This is a genomic window from Paraphotobacterium marinum (assembly GCF_002216855.1).
Taxonomy (GTDB): Bacteria; Pseudomonadota; Gammaproteobacteria; order Enterobacterales; family Vibrionaceae; genus Paraphotobacterium; species Paraphotobacterium marinum.
Genome location: NZ_CP022355.1, coordinates 190,015 through 204,329, shown reverse-complemented (window position 1 = coordinate 204,329; position 14,315 = coordinate 190,015). Strand labels below are relative to the sequence as shown.

The window sequence follows — 14,315 nt, the reverse complement described above, 5'->3', positions numbered from 1 at the left end:
TATTTTATTATATAATTTATATTAAAAATTAGCTAGACTTTAATTTTTTTCTATTTTAAAAGAGTTTTATGTATGAAAAGTTTTGATATAATTGTTGTAGGAGGTGGATTAATTGGTCTTTCAACAGCTCTGGGTTTATCTAAACAAAATTTCAATATAGCGCTTGTAGACCCATACCTAAATGAGTTTCTTGATAAGGAAAGCCCAGATTTGCGAGTCTCTGCTTTGTTTCAAAGCTCCATAAATATCTTAAAAAAATTAGAAGTTTGGGGTGAGCTTCCCTCGGAAAAATTATGTTATTTTAACTCAATGGAAGTTTACGAGCATGAACATTCAAAAATTGAATTAAGTGCTAAAGAATTTAAGAGAAGCTATGTAGGATGTTTTGTTGAAAACTTCAGAGTTCAAACAGAGCTGCTACTTAAAATTTCAGAGGAACCTGGTATATCAATGTTTAAAAGTAAAGTTTGTAAACTGGATATATTGGGAAACAGACACAACGAAATCTCCTTGCTTGACGGTAAGACTCTCAAGTCTAAATATATTATTGCTGCTGATGGACTCAATTCATCAATAAGAAAATTGTCTGATATAGGTGTAACATCTTGGAAATATAATCAAGAATGTTTGATAGTTAATATTAAATCTTTTGATCCTTTTGTTAAGACGACATGGCAGAAATTTTTTAGTAGTGGAGCAAAGGCTTTCTTACCACTTTATGAAAATTATGCTTCTTTGATTTGGTATGATGACCCTGATAAAATAAAGTGCCTGACTCAACTAGATTCAAATTCTTTAAAAAAAGAATTACTTGAACAATTTCCTGAACGGTTAGGAGATTTTGACGTTTTAGTCAAAGGAAGTTTCCCTATATCCAGATTACATGCTCATAACTATATCAAAAATAATGTTATTTTAATTGGGGATGCCGCTCATTCGATACACCCCCTAGCAGGGCAGGGTGTTAATCTAGGCTTTAAAGATTTAGAAGTTCTTTTGAGATGCTTTGAAGATAAAATATGTCCTACTAACAGTTATCTTATTAAGCATTATGAGACATTAAGAAAAAGAGATAATTCTCTTATTCAAAATTTTATGGATTTATTTTATTGCGGATTTTCTTGTGAAAATCTACTAGTTGAAAGAATTAGAAACAAGGTGCTAAATCTTTGTGGAAAAAATCATTATATTAAGAGAAAAATACATGACTTAATTAATACTTAGTTAAATGCAGTGTAATTATTAAAATTATATTGAGAGTCTTAAGATTTAAATGAATTGAACTTTAAGCTAGGTTGGCAGGGCTACCTGGATTCGAACCAGGGAATGGCGGCATCAAAAGCCGCTGCCTTACCACTTGGCGATAGCCCTTCATATAGTTAAAATTAAGTTATTGGTGCGGAAGGAGAGACTTGAACTCTCACACCTTGCGGCGCCAGAACCTAAATCTGGTGCGTCTACCAATTCCGCCACTTCCGCTAAATGGTGGCTACGACGGGATTCGAACCTGTGACCCCATCATTATGAGTGATGTGCTCTAACCAACTGAGCTACGTAGCCATATATTTATTAACTTAATAATAACTAATTTTTTATAAACTTTTGGCAGGGCTACCTGGATTCGAACCAGGGAATGGCGGCATCAAAAGCCGCTGCCTTACCACTTGGCGATAGCCCTAAAGTCTAATTTTTGTTTTGTATTGGCAGGGCTACCTGGATTCGAACCAGGGAATGGCGGCATCAAAAGCCGCTGCCTTACCACTTGGCGATAGCCCTATACAAATATTTTTTAACTATGTTCCAGATTGGTGCGGAAGGAGAGACTTGAACTCTCACACCTTGCGGCGCCAGAACCTAAATCTGGTGCGTCTACCAATTCCGCCACTTCCGCGTTTATTTGGCAGGGCTACCTGGATTCGAACCAGGGAATGGCGGCATCAAAAGCCGCTGCCTTACCACTTGGCGATAGCCCTTCATATAGTTAAAGTTAAGTTATTGGTGCGGAAGGAGAGACTTGAACTCTCACACCTTGCGGCGCCAGAACCTAAATCTGGTGCGTCTACCAATTCCGCCACTTCCGCTAAATGGTGGCTACGACGGGATTCGAACCTGTGACCCCATCATTATGAGTGATGTGCTCTAACCAACTGAGCTACGTAGCCGTATATTTAAACTTAACGTGGCGAGAATTATGCTTATTTTAATAGAAAAGGTCAATATATTTTTTATTTTTTTTGTTTATTTGATGTTATTTTCTACAAAAAATAGTATACATACTAAATATATTGCTATACATTAAATCTAAAGTGAATAACGTCCCCATCTTTCACTATGTATTCCTTACCTTCTAATCGCCACTTCCCCGCTTCTTTGGCACCTGATTCACCATTATATTTTGTATAGTCTTCAAATGAGATCACTTCAGCTCTTATAAAACCTTTTTCAAAATCTGTATGAATTTTACCAGCAGCTTGAGGTGCTGAGGAATTCAAAGGGATAGTCCATGCTCTGACTTCTTGGGGTCCTGCTGTAAAATATGTATGAAGAGATAAAAGCTCATAACCTGATCTAATAACTCTATTTAATCCAGGTTCTTCTAGATTCATTTCTGCAAGAAATTCATCTTTATCTTCATCATCTAACTCTGATAATTCTGATTCAATTTCTGCACAGACGGGTACTACAATGGCATTTTCTTTTTTTGCATACTCTTGAAGATTTTTCAAATGTTCATTTTGATCAAAATTTTCATCAACATTTGCAATGTACATTGTCGGCTTTAATGTTAGAAAGTTTAAGTAAGAAATTAGCTTAACTTCATCTGTAGTTAATTCGATAGAACTAGCCTTTAATCCTTCTTCTAAAGCTTTTGACACTTTGTTTAAGACAGCTAATTCTTTTTGAGATTCTTTATCGCCACTTTTAGCTTTTTTTGATTGTCTTTGTATAGCTCTTTCACAGGTATCAAGATCAGAAAGTGCTAACTCTAAATTTATCACTTCAATATCATCGATAGGGTTTACTTTTCCAGAGACATGAACAATATTTTCATTGTCAAAGCACCTAACTACGTGACCTATAGCATCAGTTTCTCTGATGTTTGCTAAAAACTTATTACCTAAACCTTCTCCTTTTGAAGCTCCAGCAACTAATCCAGCTATATCAACAAACTCCATTGAAGTCGGTATGATTTTTTTTGGATCAACAATTTTAGCAATTTGATTTAATCTAGGATCAGGAACTGGTACAACACCGGTATTTGGTTCAATTGTACAAAATGGAAAATTTGCAGCGTCTATACCAGCTTTTGTCAACGCATTAAAAAGAGTTGATTTCCCAACATTTGGTAAACCAACGATACCACATTTAAAACCCATATTTGGTTTCCTTATTTATTTTGAGAGTGAAGTGTATTTTGAGCTTTTGTTATTTGATATTCTACTATATGATCCATAATATTGAGAGAATTATCTATAGAAACATTAATTTTAGCAAGATCCTCTAAATTAGGAGGTTGCACAACATATTTAGAGACGTAATTTCTATTGCCGGGATGTCCTATACCTATTCTTAGACGAAGAAAATCTCTAGAATTTATTCTATTCATAATATCTTTGAGGCCATTATGTCCTCCATGACCACCACCCAATTTTATTTTTGCAACGCCAGGAATGAGATCAAGATCATCATGTGCAACTAAAGTTTCTTCAGCTTTTATTTTAAAAAAATTCATGATAGCAAGAACAGATTGACCTGAAAGATTCATATAAGTCTGTGGAACAAGTACATGAACGTCATGACCTCGCACAGATATTTTTGAATAATTGGCTTGAAACTTTTTCTCAAATTTAAAAGTACTGTTTTTTTCACTAAGAATTGATTCAATGAACCATGCACCTACGTTATGCCTGGTATTCTTATACTCAGGACCTGGATTGGCTAAGCCAACTAACAATTTAAGTCTTTTCACAATAACCTTTAATTTTGTGAAACAGAATAACTATAAAAGTTATTCTGTTCATGTGTTTATTTTGAAAACATCGCAGATATTGATTCTTCTTTGCTTATTCTTCTTATTGCTTCAGCAAGAAGTCCAGATAATGTAAGTTGTTTAACTTTCCCAGTATCAAGTATATTTTTTGCAAGTGGTACAGAATCAGTAATAATAATTTCGTCTATTACAGAGTTTTTGATATTTTGCTCTGCATTACCGGAAAAAATTGGGTGTGTAGCATAAGCAAAAATTCTCTTAGCCCCTTTATTTTTTAGAGCTTCTGCAGCTTTACACAAAGTGCCACCAGTATCGATCATATCATCGACAATTACACAGTCACGATCTTTAACATCTCCAATTAAATGCATTACCTGAGATTCATTTGCTCTTGGTCGTCTTTTATCTACAATAGCAATATCTGTATCATCAAGAAGTTTTGCAGTAGCTCTTGCTCGTACGACTCCGCCAATGTCAGGTGATACGACAATAGGGTTTTGTAGTTTTTTTGTCAGCATATCCTCTAAAAGAACTGGGGAACCAAAAATGTTATCAACAGGAACATCAAAAAACCTTGAATTTGTTCTGCATGAAGGTCAACAGTCAAAACTCTGTCTACGCCAACATTTGAAAGAAAGTCTGCAACAACCTTAGCTGTTATTGGAACACGTGCTGAACGAACTCTACGATCTTGTCTTGCATAACCAAAATATGGAATTACTGCTGTAATCCTTCCAGCTGAAGCTCTTCTAAGAGCATCAATCATAACAACTAACTCCATTAAATTATCATTTGTTGGAGCACATGTGGATTGAATAATAAAACGTCATTGCCTCTAACATTCTCATTTATTTCAACAGAGACTTCGCCATCGGAAAAGCGACAGACTTTAGCATCACCAAGAGAAATATATAATCTATCGGCTATTTTTTGGGCTAAATCTGGAGTTGCATTACCGGAAAAAAGTTTCATATCGGGCACAGTTTTGACCTCATCATTTATTTAAAAGTTAATTTTAGTTGGTTAAGTTTATCTTTTGTGGGAGATGAACTTAAACCTTTTGTAACAAATCCAATCCATTCTTCAGGAAGATTATCTTTAATTTCGTTTGCATGCTGCTCAGAAAAAGCTTCACCAAACACGCACGCACCCGTCCCTGATAAATTTGAGCGTGTATATTGTAACAGCCATGTAAGGCTTTTATCAACATTATTATAAAGACTTCTTACAACGGGTTCACAATCATTTTTAAAGTTACTAGACATTAGCTGAGTGATATTTTTTTAGGAGTATCTCTTTTTAATTTTGTATGATTGAATATTTGAGCAGTTGATACAGATTGATTTGGTTTTATTACAATATAAAAAGGATTAGGGAGCTTTACTGGTGTAAGTTTTTCTCCTATACCTTCTCCAATGGCATTCTCTCCTAAGATAAAAAAAGGAACATCGGCACCTAAATTTCTGCCAAGGTCAATTAATTGATCCTGACTCAATCTCAAATTTAAAAATGTATCCAAAAACAATAGTGTGGTTGCTGCATTAGAGGAGCCGCCACCTAGCCCCCCACCAATTGGAATATTTTTTTTGAGATAGATATCTAATCCTATTGGCTCTAGATTAAAAGTTCTTTCAATTAATTGTATTGATTTGATAATTAAATTATCAGAATTAGATAATTCAGGTAGGTTAGATTTAAAATTCAAAGTCTTGCTTGAATTAAATTTGAAAGTAATTTCATCCTCTACATCAATCATTTGAAAAAGAGTTTGTAACTCATGATATCCATTATCATATCGTTTATTGATGTTTAGAAATAAATTAAGTTTAGCTGGGCATCTAAGAGTTACTGATTTGCTATACATTTTCAATATCCCAACTATTGATGACTAATTTTATTTTTACATTTTTGTTGTTAATATTGATTGTTTCTGGTAATGGGTAACCATTTATGAATTGATATTTATCATAACGAACTTTCCATGAATCTTTATTGTCGTTTTTAGACGTTAATAAGTATACAAGATTATCTTTATTGAATACTAAATCATTGTTTTGATTTGGTAAGCCTAATACCCAATACTTTATTTTTGATACGGGGAAAGTTAGACCTGTTTCTGTTTTAAGTCTACTATTAGCCTCATTGATAGGGCCATTGAAGTTAGCTTTATCTGAATAAAAGGATATCTCATTTTTTGTGATTTTAATGGTAAATAAATTAATTCCAATCAGGTTCGTTGCTTCTATTGTCATGTTTGAGTTTGTTTGTAGTATACTAAAATAAGCACTAAAACTATTTTGTGAAGAAACGTAAGCAAATTTTCCTTTTGCTGAATAGTTTTTAATAGACGAAATGTTTTTTTTGTTTTCACTCCATGTTTGACTTTTGAATTGTGTATTGTTTCGTGATGCGCAGGAGGTGAGAGTTAAGGATAAAATAAATATAATCAAGAAATTATAAATTACTTTGGTTGTTTTCATTGAAAAATTTCCATTAAATTGAAATTATTTTTTAAAGATGATAACATAGTTTTTTCTTAAAGTAATAATTACCATAAACTATATCTTATTTTCTCTTCTTGGTCATTGTAATTTGTTTGTAGTTGTTACAGAATTTTAATTGTGATAGATAACGGTTTGAATAAATGATTTTATGTGTCCTAGGGGTAAATCACAAAACTGCTCCCTTGAATATTAGAGAAAAATTTAACATTCCTTCGGAAAAAATTCCTTCTTTGTTATCCAGTTTGAGAGATTCCAAAATTTCCTCTTCTGCTGTTATTTTGTCAACTTGTAATCGAAGTGAAATATACTGTGAATTGAATGCCGAAATTCATTGCCTGATAAGTTGGTTTTCAAAATGTTTGGGTGTATCAGTGTCTGATTTCCAGGATTATAGTTATCAACATTTCGATTTAGATGCAGTTAAACATTTGATGGCAGTTGCCTCTGGTTTAGATTCAATGATAATTGGTGAAAATCAAATTTTGGGCCAGGTCAAAAAAGCTTTCTCAATTTCAAAATCACACAAACTTATTCAAAGTAAATTAGGTAAGTTATTTCAAAAAACTTTTCAGGTAACTAAAGAAATAAAAAATTCAACTGAGATTTCAAATAACTCCATTTCTGTAGCCTATGCGGCTTGCGCTTTAGCTCGACAAATTTTTAGTTCATTGATTGAAACTAATATTCTTCTTATAGGTGCTGGAGAAACTGTTGAGTTATGTTCAAAGCATATAATGTCTCATGGTTGTAATCAATTATATTTTGCAAATAGAACTTTAGATAATGCACATAATTTAGCAAATGAGTATGATGGTAAGGCATTAAAGTTAAATCAAATTGATGATGTCTTAAATGATATTGATATCATTATTAGTTCAACTGGTAGTTCTGAATTCATCATATATCAAAAGCAAATAGAGAAAATTTTATTGGACCGGGATAGACCTTTATTTATTGTTGATTTAGCAGTTCCAAGAGATGTTGAACCGACAATAGATAAGCTTGAAAATGTTTTTTTATATAATGTTGATGATATGAATTTTATAGTAGATAGTAATTTAAATAAAAGAAAAAGTGCAGTTGATACAGTAAAGTACATAATCGAAAACGAAGCACTTCAATTTATGAGTTGGGTTAATTCTTTGGAGTCAGTGGAAAGCATTAAGGCTTATAGAACAAAAGTAGATAGCATCAAGGATGAATTACTCATAAAAAGTATCAAGTTACTTAAAGATGGAGAAGACCCAGAAAAAGTAATGTTAGAGTTAAGCAATAAGTTAGTTAATAAATTAATTCACCAACCAACAAGAGCTATGAATAATGCTGCATATAATGGTGATTTTCAAAAACTCTCTCTTATGAGAGATATATTGGGTTTGAATCAAAATAAGTAAAAGAATGAATAAATCAATTTTAAGTAAATTAGAAAATTTAAAAGATCGTTATGAAGAAGTTCAACATCTTCTTGGAGATGTTGAAATCATTAATGATCAGAATAAATTTAAAAGTCTTTCGAAAGAATACTCGCAATTAGAAGAAGTTGTGAATGTTTATAATAAATATAATGAAATCAAGAATAATCTTGACGAAGCCAGAGAAATGTTAACAGATCCTGAAATGAAAGAATTAGCTCAGGAGGAAATAACAACGGCAGAAAAGTCATTGGATGAATTAACTAATGAACTACAAATATTACTGATTCCTAAAGATCCAAATGATGAACGTAATTGTTTTATTGAAATTAGAGCTGGTGCTGGTGGAGATGAAGCAGGAATATTTGCTGGCGACTTATTTAGAATGTATTCAAGGTTTTCTGAAAAATCTCGCTGGAAGATCCAAATATTGAGTGCTAATGAAGCTGAGCATGGCGGATTCAAGGAAATCATTGCTAAAATTGAGGGTGACGGGGTTTATGGGCAATTAAAGTTTGAGTCTGGTGGACACAGAGTTCAAAGAGTACCAGAAACTGAATCTCAGGGGAGAGTGCATACCTCTGCTTGTACCGTAGCTATTTTACCCGAAATACCAGAGGCTGAAATACCGGAAATTAATTCATCTGATTTGAAAATTGATACTTTCAGAGCTTCAGGTGCTGGTGGACAACACGTAAACACAACTGACTCAGCAATTCGAATAACACATATTCCAACAGGAATTGTTGTTGAATGTCAAGATGAAAGGTCACAACATAAAAATAAGGCTAAAGCTATGTCTGTATTAGCATCAAGAATTCAACAAGCTGAAGATGATAAAAGACAGAAAGAAGAAGCAAGTACTAGAAAAAATTTGCTAGGTACTGGTGATCGATCAGATCGTATAAGGACATACAATTATCCGCAAAGTCGTGTGACTGACCATAGAATAAACCTTACTTTGTATAAACTTAATGAAGTAATGGAGGGTGATTTGATGTCTTTAATTGATCCTATTATTACTGAATACCAAGCTGATAAATTGGCCGCTTTGTCAGAAGATGTCGATTAGTGAAATCTTACAAGAATATATATGACGTTAGTTTAGAATATCTTTCGAGAAAGACTTCAAAAACTAATGCTAAGTCAGATGTTATAGCTTTAATGGAGCATAGCTTTAAAAGAACTTACAGCTACTTTCTTACTTGGCCAGAAAAATGTCCAAGTAATGAAGATATACTTATTTTTAATAAATGTCTTAACAGACGTTACTTTGGAGAACCCATTGCCTACATTAAGGGATACAAAGAGTTTTGGTCTAATAATTTTAAAGTAACAAGAAATACGTTAATTCCTCGCCCAGAAACAGAATTGATGATAGAAAATATTCTTGCAACTTATGATAAAGAATCGAACCTTAGTATTCTTGATCTTGGAACTGGCTCTGGAGTAATAGGAATAACACTTGGAAAAGAACTTCCAAACTCAAATATTACTTGTGTTGATTTAAGTAAGGACTCTTTAGATGTAGCCTCTCAAAATGCTTTAGATCTCAATGTTAATAATATAAAATTTATACAAAGCAATTGGTTTAAATATGTTAGAGGTAAGTACGATATAATTGTTAGTAACCCCCCATATATAGCTCATAATGATGAGCATTTAAAACAAGGCGATGTTACTTTTGAGCCCTTAACAGCTTTAGTTTCAGAAGAGGATGGTTTACAGGATATTTATCAAATTATTGGTAATGCCCACTTATATTTGAAAGATCGCGGTCTGTTGGCTTTCGAGCATGGTTATAATCAAGCCCCAAAAGTACGAGAATGTCTTAAAAGGTATAGGTATAAAGGTATTTTGACTATTAGAGATTATGCTGGATGCGAAAGGATCACTTTAGGTTATTTTTCCTAAATTTGATAGTTGAATGTTTTTTTTGTAAAATGTTTGACTTATTTATTTTGGCTTTCTGTTGGAATTAGAACTAGATGAAAAATATTAATATTAAAAATGTTGAGAATGTTAGCTTATTTGATTTAGGAATAGAGCTTAATCAGGTTGTAGCTAACTGTTCTAAATCTGAGGTATACCAAGATATTAATAAATTGGTTGATGGCATCGAGTGTGAGTTTAGTCAAATAAAAACAATTAAGAATAAATTAGATTTTTTATTAAAGCAATTTTATATTGAATGGGGTTTTCAAGGGGATTATGAAGAGTTTTATTCTTCAAAAAATGCACTATTGGTTAATGTTTTAAATAGGCGAAAAGGTATTCCTGTAACATTAGGGGTTATTTTTTGTATATTGGTAACTTATTAGGCTTAAACTTGAAGCCCATATGTTTTCCTACTCAATTTATCCTGAGTATTAAATTAGAGGATAAATCAACACTTTATTTAAATCCATTTGATGGACAGTATCTTGATAAAAAAACATTACAATCATGGATTACTGGACTTAAAAATCCTTTTATGAAATTAAATCAGACACACCTCGAAGAAGCTAAAAATAGTGACGTTTTGATGAAATGGATTGCTGTACTTAAAAGCACCTTTTTAAGAGAAGAACGTTACTTAGATGCTTTGAAATTCATAAATATTGCTTTAACCCTTGAACCTGAAGATGCATTTGAGGTTAGAGATAGGGGATATATTTATCAGCAATTAGATTGTAATTCTATGGCTATAAATGATTATAATTTTTTTATTGAAAAATACCCTGAAGATCCCGCATCTGAATTATTAAAAGTTCAAATAAAAGCGTTAAATGATAATAAAGTAGTAATTCACTAAGTAATTATTTAGTTAAGGAAAAGCTAATGAATTCAAAAGTTATTAAAATAAAAGATATCGAAGTTTCTAATGATATGCCGTTTACTCTTTTTGGGGGGATGAATGTCCTTGAATCAAGAGATATGGCTCTTAAAATTTGTGAACATTATGTTGAGACAACAAATAAGTTAGGTATTCCTTTTGTTTTCAAAGCATCCTTCGATAAAGCAAATAGATCATCTATCCATTCTTTTCGTGGACCTGGACTAGAGAAGGGTATCAAAATTTTTGAGGACCTTAAAGCACATTTTGGCGTGAAAATTTTAACAGATGTCCATGAAGTTCATCAAGTCACACCCATTTCCGAAGTAGTAGATGTAATACAATTACCAGCTTTTTTAGCTAGACAAACTGACTTAGTAAATGCAATGGCTCAATCGGATTCAGTTATAAATATAAAGAAGCCTCAATTTATGTCTCCAGATCAAATAAAAAATATAACTCAAAAGTTTGAAGAGTCTGGGAATAAAAAACTTATTTTATGTGAAAGAGGGACACAATTTGGTTATGACAATCTCGTTGTAGATATGCTGGGTTTCAGTGTTATGAAAAAAGCAAGTGGAGGTTATCCAATTATCTTTGATGTCACTCACGCCCTTCAAAAACGACAATCGGACAGTGCAGCTTCTGGCGGTCGAAGAGAACAAACTGTTGAGCTAGCAATGTCTGGTATGGCAACAAAGCTTGCAGGCCTTTTCTTAGAATCTCATCCTGAACCTTCTAAGGCAAAATGTGATGGACCTTCTGCCTTTCCTTTAGATAAGCTTAAGTTATTTTTAGAACAAATAAAAGACTTGGATGATTTGATTAAAAGTTTTAATGAAATAAAAATTTCCTAACCATCTAAAATTTTATGAAGATCTCTGCTAAATTTATACAGAGTTCTTCGATTTATTTATTTAGTTTTAATACATTAATGTATATATTTTTTTCTATATTCTTTCGCTATATCATTATCTTGTCCTAATGATGAAAGGATATTTAGGAATGATTTTTTTGCACCCCCTTCAAGATAGTTAATATCGTGAGATAATACTTCAAACATCAAGGAAAGAGATTTTTCGAATTTATGAACTTCATTGTAGGCGATTGATAATTGATACATCACTTTATAATCACTATTGTTTAATTTTAGTTTTTCCTCTAAAGTTTTTATCTCTGGAGTCTCAGATGCATTATTATGAAGTTCTATTTTTGAAGAAAGTTCATTATATTTACTTGTCTGATCTTGAAGAGGAACCTGTTCTAATAATTGTTCAGCTTGCTCATAATTATTTAATTCAATTTGACACTCAGCTTCAAGTAACTTTAGCGCTCCTTTCTGAGAAAAGTTTTCAGACATTTTTTTTATATTTCTGAGTGCTTCAGAATATTTACTGTTGTTGATTTCATTTTTGATTTGCTCGAATAATATGTCATCTTGACTTGGAAGGTGATTATCAAACAACTGAATGAGGCTCTCTTTTGTTTGCAGTCCCTCTAATCCTTCTACGGGTTGTCCATTTTTAAATAAGGCAATTGTTGGAATAGACCTAATTCCAAATTGGCTAGCTATTATTTGTTGAGATTCACAATTAATGTCCGCAATTGTGAGTGACTCTTGATAGTTAATAGCAATATTTTCAATAAGATTTTTATTTTCAATGGACTCTGGTATGGAAGGTGCCCAAAATATTATTAATAATGGTTTTTTTTGGGAAGACTCAATTATTTCTTGAAAATTTTCTTGATTAATTTCGGTTGAAATTGTGTTATCTTGATTTATCATTTTTTTTCTCTATTTTTTTATATCATCATATTAGATTTCAAATAAAAAACAATATTAAAATTAATTATAGTTTTTTAATAATCTGTCTAACTTACGATCAGAAAGAACTCTTTTTAAAATTCGTATATACTTGGTGGGTTTAGTAATAAGATATCTGATCTTGGGATCTTTCGACTCCAAAGCATGTAAAAGGGCGTCTACAACCTTCTCTGGCGGTAATGTATATTTATTTGAACTCTTATTTGACTCTAATCTTTCAATTTGAATTTGGTAGTCTTCAAAATAATTACTATTTTTAAAGTTCTTTATATATTTATAAAAATACAAAAGTGCGTTTTCTCTAAACTTTGAAGAAATAGGTCCTGGTTCAATGATTGATACGTCAATGTTGGTTTTAGAAAGCTCTAATCGGAGTGTATCAGCCCAACCTTCCAAAGCAAATTTACTTGCTACATACGCGCCTCTGTACTTTAATGCTACAAACCCCAGAACAGATGAATTTATAACAATTCTTCCTGAGTTGTATTTTCTCATATTTTTTAAAATCAGAAGGGTAAGTTGATGGATTGCAAAAAAGTTTACCTGAAATTGTTCTTGAAGTGCTTCTATGGGTAAGTCTTCGATTGCTCCCACTTGACCATATGCAGCATTATGAAAAATACAATCAATCTGGTGGTTAAAATATTCACAAGCTTTTTCATAAAAACCATTAATACTTTTAGTATCCCTCATATCAAGGTGTAAACATTTTATACCTTGTTGTTCTAAATCAATTACATCTGTTTTGGATCTATAGCTTGCAATAACATTAAAGTTTTTTTTATGTAAAAGGATAGCAGCCATTTTACCAATGCCACTTGAACAACCTGTAATAATAATATTTTTTTTCACCTTTATACCTTTTGTTTCTTAATTAAATGACTTAAAGATTTATCGATGGTATCATACTGAAAATGAAACCCATTTTGTGTTAATTTATCAGGCATAACTTTATGTCCCTCAAGTAAAAGCTGTGATGATTCACCCATTAATAACTTTAAAATTATTGATGGCAATCTAAGTAAATTTTTTTTATTTAATGTACTGGATAAAGCTTTTGAAAAATCATTATTTGTAACAGGATTTGGAGCTGTTAAATTTACAGGCCCATTGATTAAATCATTATTAATCATGAAAAAAATGGCATTAATTAAATCACTGATATCAATCCAAGATATGAATTGTTGTCCGTTTGATAAAGGACCGCCAAGATTTAATTTAAATGCCGGTAACATTTTTTTTAGAGCTCCTTTTTCTGTAGATAGAACTATGCCAGTTCGTAATGTAATTATTCGAGTATTCTTATTATTGACCTGATTAGCGATTTTCTCCCACTCTTTACACAAACTCATTGGAAAATCAAAATAATTAATATCGTCAAAATTAAAATTTTCGGTAATATCTTGATTAATATTAGAAGGGTAAACACCAATAGCTGATCCAGAAATAAATATTTTTGGAGGCGTTTTGCTGGCATGAAATAACTGCACAATTTTTTCAGTTGTATTAAACCGGCTTTCTTTGATGACTATTTTCTGCTTTTTAGTCCAACGTTTGTCTACTATTGGCTCACCAGCAAGATTTATTACGATATCAAAATTATCTAAATCGTTTAATTCTGATAATTTATTAATATAATGAAAATGAGAGTGGTCTTTTTTTATTTGTCTAGATAATATTGTAACTTCAGTAAACTGTTTATTTTTTATTATTTTTTCACCAATAAGACCTGTTCCACCTGTAATAAGTAATCTCATTATTCATCCCT

14 protein-coding genes, 9 tRNA genes and 2 pseudogenes are annotated in these 14,315 nt (G+C 32.0%); 7 read left to right on the top strand and 18 right to left on the bottom strand.

The window, feature by feature from the left end:
* Positions 1 to 72: 72 nt before the first annotated feature.
* On the top strand, positions 73 to 1,224 hold the full coding sequence (locus tag CF386_RS01115; protein ID WP_089072685.1) for an FAD-dependent monooxygenase: 1,152 nt from the start codon (positions 73 to 75) through the stop codon (positions 1,222 to 1,224).
* A 72-nt stretch (positions 1,225 to 1,296) separates the two neighbouring features.
* On the opposite strand, the gene CF386_RS01110 is transcribed toward CF386_RS01115, so the two are convergent.
* The 15 genes and pseudogenes from CF386_RS01110 to lolB form a co-directional block, all read right to left on the bottom strand.
* A tRNA-Gln gene (locus tag CF386_RS01110) sits at positions 1,297 to 1,371 on the bottom strand.
* A 23-nt stretch (positions 1,372 to 1,394) separates the two neighbouring features.
* Positions 1,395 to 1,479, bottom strand: a tRNA-Leu gene (locus CF386_RS01105).
* Between the two features lie 4 nt (positions 1,480 to 1,483).
* Positions 1,484 to 1,560, bottom strand: a tRNA-Met gene (locus tag CF386_RS01100).
* A gap of 43 nt (positions 1,561 to 1,603) precedes the next feature.
* A tRNA-Gln gene (locus CF386_RS01095) sits at positions 1,604 to 1,678 on the bottom strand.
* 23 nt (positions 1,679 to 1,701) lie between these two features.
* Positions 1,702 to 1,776, bottom strand: a tRNA-Gln gene (locus tag CF386_RS01090).
* Positions 1,777 to 1,806: 30 nt separating this feature from the next.
* Positions 1,807 to 1,891: transfer RNA gene (locus CF386_RS01085), tRNA-Leu, on the bottom strand.
* A gap of 7 nt (positions 1,892 to 1,898) precedes the next feature.
* A tRNA-Gln gene (locus CF386_RS01080) sits at positions 1,899 to 1,973 on the bottom strand.
* A 23-nt stretch (positions 1,974 to 1,996) separates the two neighbouring features.
* Positions 1,997 to 2,081, bottom strand: a tRNA-Leu gene (locus tag CF386_RS01075).
* Between the two features lie 4 nt (positions 2,082 to 2,085).
* Positions 2,086 to 2,162, bottom strand: a tRNA-Met gene (locus CF386_RS01070).
* 126 nt (positions 2,163 to 2,288) lie between these two features.
* Positions 2,289 to 3,377, bottom strand: coding sequence for a redox-regulated ATPase YchF (gene ychF, locus CF386_RS01065; protein WP_089072684.1), 1,089 nt, complete (start codon positions 3,375 to 3,377; stop codon positions 2,289 to 2,291).
* 11 nt (positions 3,378 to 3,388) lie between these two features.
* The gene (gene pth, locus CF386_RS01060) at positions 3,389 to 3,973 is read right to left on the bottom strand and encodes an aminoacyl-tRNA hydrolase (protein ID WP_225971760.1); all 585 of its coding nucleotides are present in this window, start codon (positions 3,971 to 3,973) and stop codon (positions 3,389 to 3,391) included.
* A 53-nt stretch (positions 3,974 to 4,026) separates the two neighbouring features.
* Positions 4,027 to 4,972: pseudogene (locus CF386_RS01055) on the bottom strand (ribose-phosphate pyrophosphokinase).
* Between the two features lie 17 nt (positions 4,973 to 4,989).
* Positions 4,990 to 5,256: a hypothetical protein gene (locus tag CF386_RS01050; RefSeq protein WP_089072682.1), complete on the bottom strand. Its 267-nt coding sequence runs from the start codon at positions 5,254 to 5,256 to the stop codon at positions 4,990 to 4,992.
* On the bottom strand, positions 5,256 to 5,855 hold the full coding sequence (gene ispE / locus CF386_RS01045) for a 4-(cytidine 5'-diphospho)-2-C-methyl-D-erythritol kinase (RefSeq protein ID WP_089072681.1): 600 nt from the start codon (positions 5,853 to 5,855) through the stop codon (positions 5,256 to 5,258). The genes CF386_RS01050 and ispE overlap by 1 nt, the downstream gene beginning before the upstream one ends.
* On the bottom strand, positions 5,848 to 6,471 hold the full coding sequence (gene lolB / locus CF386_RS01040) for a lipoprotein insertase outer membrane protein LolB (protein ID WP_089072680.1): 624 nt from the start codon (positions 6,469 to 6,471) through the stop codon (positions 5,848 to 5,850). Before lolB ends, ispE begins: the two co-directional genes overlap by 8 nt.
* Before the next feature lie 164 nt (positions 6,472 to 6,635).
* Here lolB and hemA point away from each other — a divergent pair, with 164 nt between their 5' ends.
* From hemA to kdsA, 6 genes and pseudogenes are all read left to right on the top strand, one after another.
* On the top strand, positions 6,636 to 7,889 hold the full coding sequence (gene hemA, locus CF386_RS01035; RefSeq protein WP_089072679.1) for a glutamyl-tRNA reductase: 1,254 nt from the start codon (positions 6,636 to 6,638) through the stop codon (positions 7,887 to 7,889).
* 4 nt (positions 7,890 to 7,893) lie between these two features.
* Complete coding sequence (prfA, locus tag CF386_RS01030) at positions 7,894 to 8,979, top strand: peptide chain release factor 1 (RefSeq protein WP_089072678.1); 1,086 nt, start codon at positions 7,894 to 7,896, stop codon at positions 8,977 to 8,979.
* Positions 8,979 to 9,821: a peptide chain release factor N(5)-glutamine methyltransferase gene (prmC, locus tag CF386_RS01025; RefSeq protein WP_158522265.1), complete on the top strand. Its 843-nt coding sequence runs from the start codon at positions 8,979 to 8,981 to the stop codon at positions 9,819 to 9,821. Before prfA ends, prmC begins: the two co-directional genes overlap by 1 nt.
* Before the next feature lie 74 nt (positions 9,822 to 9,895).
* Positions 9,896 to 10,383 (top strand): annotated as a pseudogene (locus tag CF386_RS13260) (transglutaminase family protein); the annotation flags it as partial.
* A complete protein-coding gene (locus CF386_RS13570; protein WP_404824967.1) occupies positions 10,381 to 10,701 on the top strand; it encodes a tetratricopeptide repeat protein in 321 nt (106 codons plus the stop codon). The pseudogene CF386_RS13260 and the gene CF386_RS13570, both read left to right, overlap by 3 nt.
* A 26-nt stretch (positions 10,702 to 10,727) precedes the next feature.
* The gene (gene kdsA, locus CF386_RS01010; RefSeq protein ID WP_089072674.1) at positions 10,728 to 11,579 is read left to right on the top strand and encodes a 3-deoxy-8-phosphooctulonate synthase; all 852 of its coding nucleotides are present in this window, start codon (positions 10,728 to 10,730) and stop codon (positions 11,577 to 11,579) included.
* 74 nt (positions 11,580 to 11,653) lie between these two features.
* Here kdsA and CF386_RS01005 read toward each other — a convergent pair whose 3' ends face one another.
* Genes CF386_RS01005 through CF386_RS00995 form a run of 3 tightly spaced genes read right to left on the bottom strand, consistent with a single transcriptional unit; the run spans position 11,654 to position 14,304 of the window.
* Positions 11,654 to 12,508, bottom strand: a complete 855-nt coding sequence (locus tag CF386_RS01005) for a tetratricopeptide repeat protein (RefSeq protein ID WP_089072673.1) — start codon at positions 12,506 to 12,508, stop codon at positions 11,654 to 11,656.
* A 60-nt stretch (positions 12,509 to 12,568) separates the two neighbouring features.
* On the bottom strand, positions 12,569 to 13,399 hold the full coding sequence (locus CF386_RS01000; RefSeq protein WP_089072672.1) for an SDR family NAD(P)-dependent oxidoreductase: 831 nt from the start codon (positions 13,397 to 13,399) through the stop codon (positions 12,569 to 12,571).
* A gap of 2 nt (positions 13,400 to 13,401) precedes the next feature.
* Positions 13,402 to 14,304, bottom strand: coding sequence for a TIGR01777 family oxidoreductase (locus CF386_RS00995; RefSeq protein ID WP_089072671.1), 903 nt, complete (start codon positions 14,302 to 14,304; stop codon positions 13,402 to 13,404).
* Positions 14,305 to 14,315 lie beyond the last annotated feature (11 nt).

What these genes read in the sequence shown, in the direction of transcription:
- CF386_RS01115 (WP_089072685.1), top strand. Translation starts at nt 73, where the DNA reads ATGAAAAGTTTTGATATAATTGTTGTAGGAGGTGGATTAATTGGTCTT.
- ychF (WP_089072684.1), bottom strand. Translation starts at nt 3,377, where the DNA reads ATGGGTTTTAAATGTGGTATCGTTGGTTTACCAAATGTTGGGAAATCA.
- CF386_RS01050 (WP_089072682.1), bottom strand. Translation starts at nt 5,256, where the DNA reads ATGTCTAGTAACTTTAAAAATGATTGTGAACCCGTTGTAAGAAGTCTT.
- ispE (WP_089072681.1), bottom strand. Translation starts at nt 5,855, where the DNA reads ATGTATAGCAAATCAGTAACTCTTAGATGCCCAGCTAAACTTAATTTA.
- lolB (WP_089072680.1), bottom strand. Translation starts at nt 6,471, where the DNA reads ATGAAAACAACCAAAGTAATTTATAATTTCTTGATTATATTTATTTTA.
- hemA (WP_089072679.1), top strand. Translation starts at nt 6,636, where the DNA reads ATGATTTTATGTGTCCTAGGGGTAAATCACAAAACTGCTCCCTTGAAT.
- prfA (WP_089072678.1), top strand. Translation starts at nt 7,894, where the DNA reads ATGAATAAATCAATTTTAAGTAAATTAGAAAATTTAAAAGATCGTTAT.
- CF386_RS13570 (WP_404824967.1), top strand. Translation starts at nt 10,381, where the DNA reads ATGAAATTAAATCAGACACACCTCGAAGAAGCTAAAAATAGTGACGTT.
- kdsA (WP_089072674.1), top strand. Translation starts at nt 10,728, where the DNA reads ATGAATTCAAAAGTTATTAAAATAAAAGATATCGAAGTTTCTAATGAT.
- CF386_RS01005 (WP_089072673.1), bottom strand. Translation starts at nt 12,508, where the DNA reads ATGATAAATCAAGATAACACAATTTCAACCGAAATTAATCAAGAAAAT.
- CF386_RS00995 (WP_089072671.1), bottom strand. Translation starts at nt 14,304, where the DNA reads ATGAGATTACTTATTACAGGTGGAACAGGTCTTATTGGTGAAAAAATA.